The organism is Mesorhizobium sp. M2A.F.Ca.ET.067.02.1.1, from assembly GCF_004023285.1.
Taxonomy (GTDB): domain Bacteria; phylum Pseudomonadota; class Alphaproteobacteria; order Rhizobiales; family Rhizobiaceae; genus Mesorhizobium.
On sequence record NZ_RZSB01000242.1, the window covers coordinates 1 to 7,829 of the forward strand.

8 protein-coding genes are annotated in these 7,829 nt (G+C 62.9%); 6 read left to right on the forward strand and 2 right to left on the reverse strand.

Annotated elements, in window-relative coordinates; all coding sequences use genetic code 11:
• Positions 1 to 464, reverse strand: a 464-nt coding sequence (locus tag EOA28_RS17635; protein WP_189342078.1) for a SurA N-terminal domain-containing protein, incomplete at its 3' end; no start/stop codon positions are given.
• Positions 465 to 607: 143 nt separating this feature from the next.
• On the opposite strand from EOA28_RS17635, the gene tpiA reads away from it, so the two are divergent.
• The 5 genes from tpiA (at position 608) to EOA28_RS17660 (ending at position 5,795) form a co-directional block, all read left to right on the forward strand.
• Positions 608 to 1,375: a triose-phosphate isomerase gene (tpiA, locus tag EOA28_RS17640; protein WP_127250257.1), complete on the forward strand. Its 768-nt coding sequence runs from the start codon at positions 608 to 610 to the stop codon at positions 1,373 to 1,375.
• Positions 1,376 to 1,536: 161 nt separating this feature from the next.
• Positions 1,537 to 2,037 (forward strand): preprotein translocase subunit SecG, encoded by a 501-nt coding sequence (secG, locus tag EOA28_RS17645; RefSeq protein ID WP_126082668.1) that lies wholly within the window; start codon positions 1,537 to 1,539, stop codon positions 2,035 to 2,037.
• 214 nt (positions 2,038 to 2,251) lie between these two features.
• Positions 2,252 to 3,382 (forward strand): L,D-transpeptidase family protein, encoded by a 1,131-nt coding sequence (locus EOA28_RS17650; RefSeq protein ID WP_127250256.1) that lies wholly within the window; start codon positions 2,252 to 2,254, stop codon positions 3,380 to 3,382.
• Between the two features lie 151 nt (positions 3,383 to 3,533).
• Positions 3,534 to 5,171, forward strand: a complete 1,638-nt coding sequence (locus EOA28_RS17655; protein WP_126060765.1) for a CTP synthase — start codon at positions 3,534 to 3,536, stop codon at positions 5,169 to 5,171.
• A 51-nt stretch (positions 5,172 to 5,222) separates the two neighbouring features.
• Entirely contained in the window at positions 5,223 to 5,795 is a 573-nt protein-coding gene (locus EOA28_RS17660; protein ID WP_127250254.1) for a DUF1697 domain-containing protein, read from the forward strand.
• Between the two features lie 4 nt (positions 5,796 to 5,799).
• On the opposite strand, the gene EOA28_RS17665 is transcribed toward EOA28_RS17660, so the two are convergent.
• Entirely contained in the window at positions 5,800 to 7,257 is a 1,458-nt protein-coding gene (locus EOA28_RS17665; RefSeq protein WP_127250253.1) for an NCS1 family nucleobase:cation symporter-1, read from the reverse strand.
• A 308-nt stretch (positions 7,258 to 7,565) separates the two neighbouring features.
• Between EOA28_RS17665 and EOA28_RS17670 the strand changes: the two genes are divergently transcribed.
• A partial coding sequence (locus EOA28_RS17670; protein ID WP_148670746.1) for a DUF982 domain-containing protein occupies positions 7,566 to 7,829 on the forward strand: 264 nt, incomplete at its 3' end.

Genomic DNA, 7,829 nt, shown 5'->3' on the forward strand with positions numbered 1-7,829 from the left:
TTGAGATAATCCTCGGGCCGCATGTTGAGCTGGCGAAGGAGGTATTCGAACGTCCGGCGATCGAACTGGCCGCTGGGGCCCTTGAAAGCCGGATCCTCGCGTGTCAGTTCGGCCAGCCGGTCCTTGGAAAGGCCGAGGCCGAGCTTGCGCGCCTGTTCGTCGAGCACAGCGCCCGACACGAGCTGCGCCAGCACCTGATTGTCGACACCGAGCAGCTTGGCCTGTTCCTGGGTGACGCGCTGGCCATATTGCTGCGACAACATCGAGAGCTGACGATCGTAGGCGAGGCGGTATTCGTTGATCGAGACCTCGGTGCCGCCGGCAGTGATCACCGCGTGATGGCCGCCCAGAACGCCGCCCACCATGCGCGTGGTAATGCCCCAGGCGGCAAAGCTCAGGACCAGCAACAACAGCAGCGCTTTCGCGACCCAGGTGCCCGCCGCGCTTCTCAATATACCAAGCATGCATACTTCCGAGTTTTGCGCATTTTCGCGTGCGCCGAGTCTGAAACAAGCGCAATAGCGCCCTTCCGGTCCACTGTCGATTGCTTTGTGACCTGATTTTGGTAGTGAGGGCGCTGCTTAATGTCGCTCGGAGAACGAGTCCCATGACCCCTGGAATCCGCCCCCTTGTCGCCGGCAACTGGAAAATGAACGGCACCAGCGCCTCGCTCAACGAGCTGCGGTCGATCGGCAACGGGTTCATGAGCGGACTCGACGCCGAGACCGAAGCGGTGGTGTGCGTGCCGGCGACGTTGCTCCAGCGCGCAGCCGAGATCCTGTCGCGCACGCCGGTGCGGGCCGGCGGAGAGGATTGCCATCCCAAGGAGAGCGGCGCTTTCACCGGCGAGATTTCCGCCGAGATGCTGAAGGACGCCGGCGCAAGCCATGTCATTGTCGGCCATTCCGAGCGCCGCGAACTGTTCGGCGACAACGATGCGACGGTCCATGCCAAGGCTTCGGCTGCCTGGCGGGCAGGGCTGGTGGCCATCATCTGCATCGGCGAGACGCGCGCCGAACGCGAGGCGGGCGCCACACTCGATGTCCTGTCGCGCCAACTCGAAGGATCGGTTCCGACCAGCGCCACTGCGGCGAACACCATCATTGCCTACGAGCCGGTGTGGGCGATCGGCACCGGCCTGACCCCGACGGCGGCCGACGTCGCCGAGGCGCATGCGCATATCCGCGGCAAGCTGACCGGTCTGCTCGGCGATGCCGCGGCCAGGATGCGCATTCTCTATGGCGGCTCGGTCAAGCCGTCCAACGCGGTGGAACTGCTCGGCGTCGAGAATGTCGACGGCGCGCTGGTCGGCGGCGCCAGCCTGAAGGGGGCCGACTTCCTGGCGATCGCGGAAGCCTACATGAACATCTCCTAGAGAACGTCACCTCGGCTTCAGCGGCATAAATCGTTGTATCGGCCGCATTGCTTCCCATATTCCCGGCCACGGGCTTGGAAATGCCGCCAAAGCATTGTAAGGAGCCGCCTCCAAAACACCGGTCGTATGCGCGGCAGCGCTTGGCCTCGCCAGGATAAATTATGGAAACCGTACTGATCGTCATCCACCTCATGGTCGTGCTCGCCCTTGTCGGCGTGGTGCTGCTGCAGCGCTCCGAAGGCGGCGGCCTGGGCATCGGCGGCGGCTCCGGTTTCATGACCGCGCGAGGCGCTGCCAATGCGCTGACCCGCGCCACCGCGATCCTGGCGGCTGCGTTCTTCGTGACCTCGCTGGCGCTGTCGATCCTTGCCCGCTACGGCGAAAAGCCGATCGACATTCTCGACCGTCCGGCGACGTCGAGCCAGGGCAGCGGCGTGCTCAACCAGCTGCCGGGTTCCAATGGGCCGGTGGGCACCTCCAAGCCCGCGGCTCCGGCCAGCGGCACGACTCCCGCGGCTCCGTCAGGCGGTACGACGACCACGACGCCTCTTGCCAACGGCACCATGGCGCCGGCTCCGGGGACAACGCCTGCTCCGGCTGCGCCAGCGCCGGCAGCCAACGGCGTCACCTTGCCGGTCACGCCGCAGGTTCCGAACCAGTAGCCAGCCAAGGACCGGGCCGCGATCTGTTGTTCTTTGAACACAGTCGCGGCAAATGCGCGTCCGATCACAAAGATTCAACCGGGCGTGGCGCCTGCCTCAGCTTGAGGCGATGACGGCTAATCGATTATAGATTGCCCGCGGCACTTTATCTGCGTCCTTGGGGGGCGCCGGGCGATGCCGTGGGCAACTTGCTTTTGACAATCGGATCTTCGCCATGCAGCTTCGCAGCTTCATCCTCCTGGGAGTCTGTGCCGTCCTCGGCATGGGTTCCGCGGCCTTTGCCGGACCGGCAAACCTGGCCACTTCCCCGTCGGTAGAGACGACCGACGCAATTCCAGTCGTCGCCGCCAAAAGCGACGCATCGCAGCTGAGGCTCCTCAAGAAGAAGAAAAACCCGACTTCGGACGACCTTGCGCAGATCAGCAAGCTCGAGGCCAAGATCGTGGCCGACAAGGAAGCCGCCAAGCAAAAGGCGCTCGAGGCTCGCAAGTTGGCGATGCGCGAGGCGGCAAAGGCCAAGGCAGACGCGGCGCGCCAGGAATGGCTCGCCAAGAAGGGCGGCGGGGCGGCCGCATCTGAAGTCGCCGACGCCAAACCGGCCAAGAACACCACCAACATCCTTGCGCCGCTGGAGCCGATAGCGCCGCTCGTTGCGGTCAAGGCCGAGGAGCCGATCCCGGCGGAAGCCATGAACATCACCGCCACCGGCAACAACGGTGAATTGCGCAGTGAGCAGCCCGGCCAGAAGCAGACGAGCAGCGGTGGGCTGTTCGCAGGCCTGTTCGGCGGTGCCTCGGTGTCCTCGATCAGCTATCTGCCAGAGACCCGCGCACTTGATTCGGCGCTGGCCAAGAAGGACGCCAAGCGGCCCTTCAAGGTGAAGCCGGAATTCGTGCCGCAGGACGTCACGTTCACCGGCTATGAGCCGGGCACCATCGTGATCGACACCAGCGCCCGTCGCCTCTACCTCGTCGAGTCGTTTTCCACTGCGCGCCGCTATGCCATCGCTGTCGGCCGCGAAGGCCTGCAGTTCAAGGGCACCGTGGCGGTCGGCGACAAGCAGGAATGGCCGCGCTGGATCCCGACGCTCGACATGCAGAAGCGCGAGCCGAAGCATTACGGCCAGTACAAGGACGGCATGCCCGGCGGCGGCGAGAACCCGCTCGGCGCGCGCGCTATCTACCTCTATGACGGCAAGAAGGACACGCATCTGCGCATCCACGGCACGATCGCGCCGAACTCGATCGGAACCAGCGCCTCCAATGGCTGCTTCCGCATGATCAACGAGCACGTCATGGACCTCTACAGCCGCGTCAAGATCGGCACGAAGGTCGTTATTATCTAAGGGTTTCCATCAAACTGCCGAAAGGGCCGGCACCGCCGGCCCTTTTGTTTTGAATGTATCAAAGCCTCTTTGCGGGCCCCCCGTGCCATTTTGGGAAAAAGCCTTCGCGGCGGTTTTTTCTCTGGCGGAATCAATCAGGCCGCGTTAAGCGATGACTCCCATGGCGCGATATGTATTCATCACAGGCGGCGTGGTTTCCTCACTCGGAAAAGGCATCGCCGCAGCAGCTCTTGGGGCTCTCCTGCAGGCGCGAGGCTATCGCGCGCGGATCAAAAAGCTCGACCCCTACCTCAATGTCGACCCCGGAACGATGTCGCCGTACCAGCACGGCGAAGTGTTCGTGACCGATGACGGCGCCGAGACCGACCTCGATCTCGGCCATTACGAGCGGTTCACCGGGCGTTCCGCGAACCAGCAGGACAACATCACCACCGGCCGCATCTACAAGAACATCATCGAGCGCGAGCGGCGCGGCGACTATCTCGGCGCGACCGTTCAGGTGATCCCGCACGTCACCGACGAGATCAAGCATTTCGTGCTGGACGGCAATGACGACTATGACTTCGTACTGTGCGAGATCGGCGGCACGGTCGGCGATATCGAGGCGATGCCTTTCCTGGAGGCGATTCGCCAGCTCGGCAACGACCTGCCGCGCAACAACGCGGTCTATGTGCATCTGACGCTGATGCCCTATATCCCGACCGCCGGCGAACTGAAGACCAAGCCGACGCAGCATTCGGTCAAGGAACTGCGCGGCATCGGCATTGCGCCCGACATCCTTCTGGTGCGCGCCGACCGGCCGATCCCGAAGGAGGAGCGGCGCAAGCTGTCGCTGTTCTGCAACGTGCGCGAAAGCGCCGTCATCCAGGCGCTGGACGTGCCGCATATCTACGACGTGCCGATGGCCTATCACCAGGAGGGGCTCGATTCGGAAGTGCTCGCCGCCTTCGGCATCGACCCGGCGCCGAAACCGCGCATGGAGCCCTGGCAGGCGCTGTCCAAGCGCATCCACAATCCGGAAGGCGAGGTAACCATCGCCGTTGTCGGCAAGTACACGGGGCTGAAGGACGCCTATAAGTCGCTGATCGAAGCGCTGTCGCATGGCGGCCTCGCCAACCACGTCAAGGTCAAGCTCGACTGGATCGAAAGCGAGATCTTCGAGAAGGAGGATCCCGCTCCCTGGCTGGAGAAGGTGCACGGCATCCTCGTTCCCGGCGGGTTTGGCGAACGCGGCTCGGAGGGCAAGATCCTGGCGGCGAAGTTCGCGCGCGAGCGCAAAGTGCCTTACTTCGGCATCTGCTTCGGCATGCAGATGGCCTGCATCGAGGCGGCACGCTCGCTGGCAGGCGTCGATCACGCATCGTCGACAGAGTTCGGCCCGACGGATGAGCCCGTCGTCGGCCTGATGACCGAATGGCTGAAAGGCAACATGCTTGAGAAGCGCCGGGCCACCGGTGATCTCGGCGGCACGATGCGGCTCGGCGCCTACCAGGCCGAACTCGCCAAGGGCTCGAAAATTGCTGACATTTACGGCGACACGCAGATTTCCGAGCGCCACCGGCACCGCTACGAGGTCAATATCGACTACAAGCAGCGGCTGGAAGAGTGCGGCCTGGTTTTCGCCGGCATGTCGCCCGACGGCGTGCTGCCGGAGACGGTCGAATATCCAGACCATCCCTGGTTCATCGGCGTGCAATACCATCCCGAACTGAAGAGCCGGCCGCTCGAGCCGCATCCGCTGTTCGCCAGCTTCATCTCGGCGGCGGTGGATCAGTCGCGCCTGGTTTAGGATGTGTTGATATCCAGGCTCCAGCCTGCGAGTTGGCCGTGCGGATTCATAATGCAGACCTACGTCGCGCTGCTCTACAGCATCATTCTGAGCGAGGGGCGGCGCGTGGTTATGGCCGATCTCAAGGCGATGGCCGAGGGTCTGGGATTGAAGAACGTCCGCACGCTGGTGGCCACCGGCAATCTGGTGTTCGAGGCGCGGACAGGTGAAATTTCGAAGCTCGAGCAACGGCTGGAAAAGGCCTTCGAGAATACTTTTGGTCGCCAGGTCGACATCATCGTGCGTGGCGCCGAGGATTGGCTGAAACTTGCCGCCGGCAATCCGTTTCCGGCTGAATCCGCCGGTGCGGCCGATCAGGTTGCGGTGCGCGTGATGCGTGAGCCTGCGTTTGAGGAAGCTGTTGCCGACCTTGCCGCCTACGCTGCCGAAGATGAGAAGGTGCGATTGGTCGGCGGCGACATCTGGTTTGTATTTTCCCGTGAAAGGCCGAGTTCGCGATTGCTCGCGGCCATCAACCACAAACGTGTGGGTATCGGCACGACGCGCAATTGGAACACGGTGCGCCGCCTCGCCGAGATGGTCGGCAAGCAGATTGAAAGGGCGGCTTTCGCCGCCCCTTCTTGATTTTTCAGGCCTTGGCTGTTCTGGCGCCGGCGCCGAGCGCCATAGTGCGCAGGACGTAGTAGACGGCGCCGGCGATGGCCACACCGAAGAACCAGCCATAGACGCCCCACCAGGACGGCAGCAGGTTGGTGAAATTGGGCAGGATCGAGGAGAAGATCGCGCCGATGCCGGCGGCGATGAAGGCGTTGACGTGCCAGCCGCCCTGGAAGCGGAATTCGCCATCTTCTCGGTAGAGCGCCGGCACGTCGACCTCGCTTTTGCGGATCAGGTAGTAGTCGACCATCATCACCCCGAAGATCGGCCCCATCGTCGCGCCGATAATGCCGACGAAATGCGCGGCGCTGCCCTCCCACGGCGCGAAGGGATAGAGCACCAGCGCGATCAATGCCGCGATGTAGCCGCCTTTCTTGAAGTCGATCTGACGCGGGAAGACGTTGGAGAAGTCGAAGGCCGGCGAGACGAAATTCGCCACCACGTTGATGCCAAGCGTGGCAACGGCGAAGGTCAGCGCCGCAAGCGCCGCCAGGAACCAGCTGTCGAACTTGGCCGAGATCTGGTCGGGGTGGAGCAGCATTTCGTGATAGACGTCGTAGGCGGCGATTGTGGTGACGCCGGCGACCAGCGAGAACAGGATCAGATTGACCGGCAGGCCCCAGATATTGCCCTTGCGAAGGGCGGCATTGTCCGGCGCGTAGCGGGCGAAATCGCAGAAGTTGAGATAGAGCGCCGAGAAATAGGTCACCCAGATCGCCGCGGCACCGAAGAGCGCGGTCCACGATCCCGGGTCGCCTGGAATGCCGGCGTCGGCGGTCTTCTCGCGCAGCACGTCCATCGGGATGTCGCTGGTGAAGGCGAAGCTGCCCGATTTCACGCAGAGATAAATGGCCAGAAGCAGCATCATCACCCACACGGCGGGACCGGCCCAGTCCTGGAAGCGGCGCACCGTCTCCATGCCCTTCTGGATGATCAACAGCTGCAGCGCCCAGATGATGACGAAGCAGATCACCTCCAGGGTCGAATGTCCCAGAAGATGCGAGCTCTTGTTGAACTCGTCGAACCATTGTAGGCGCGTCAGCAGCGCCACGATGGCGCCCGACGCCGCAGCCGTCTGAGCGCCATACCAGAAGCAGGCGACGATGGCGCGCACCAGTGCCGGAATGTTGGCGCCCCAGATGCCGAAGGAGGCGCGGGCAAGCACGGGGTAGGGCACGCCGGTTTTCACGCCGGCATAGCCGACCATGTTCATCAGCGCGTAGATGATCAGCGAGCCGATGCCGATGGCGATGATGAAATTGACGAAGCCGCCGCAGAACAGAAACAAGCTGGCCGCCAGATAGTAGCCCCAGAGGCTGTGGACGTCCGAAGTCCAGACATTGAAGATCGAAAACGGTCCCCAGTTCCTGACCGTTGCCGGAGCCAGATCCTCGTTATAGAGGTCAGGCGATGCGCCTTGAATTGTCATTGTCGTTGTTCCCCTTCTTGCAAACGCGCCCTCACGCGTTTAACCGCAGAGGTTAAGCCTGTCGCTGGGGAACCGGCAAGCAATCCATTTGCCGGCTTTCACCTTAAAGACATTCAATGAGAATCGCCGTTATCCGCCTCCTCGAAGCCTGCATCGGTCGAGTCGCCATGGGCGCTTTCTTGATCGCACAGGTGTCGGCCGGCGGGTTCCGAAGTTTTTCCATCGGCAACCAAATTTGTTTGGAACCAATCCGCCGGACGTGCGTTTATGCGGGTTCGACTGCGTTGCGGTCGGCCGGGAGGATAATCATGGATCGCTTGCATTTCTTTACCCCAGTGCGAATTGCGCGTGGGCAGGGATACCCTGTGGAGGAAGTCGATAGCGTCTCCGAGGCGATGGTGTTCCTGCGGAAATGGCCAACGGGAAGACGCGGCCCGGTTTATCAATGCGCCCTGAATTGCTGTACGGCGGCTATGTCGGGCAAGATGTCGGCCGAGGAAGCGAGGAAAGCCTTTGTCGGCTTCGCCCGCATCACCCGACTGCTGGACGACGACATGGCGCTGCCACTGGGT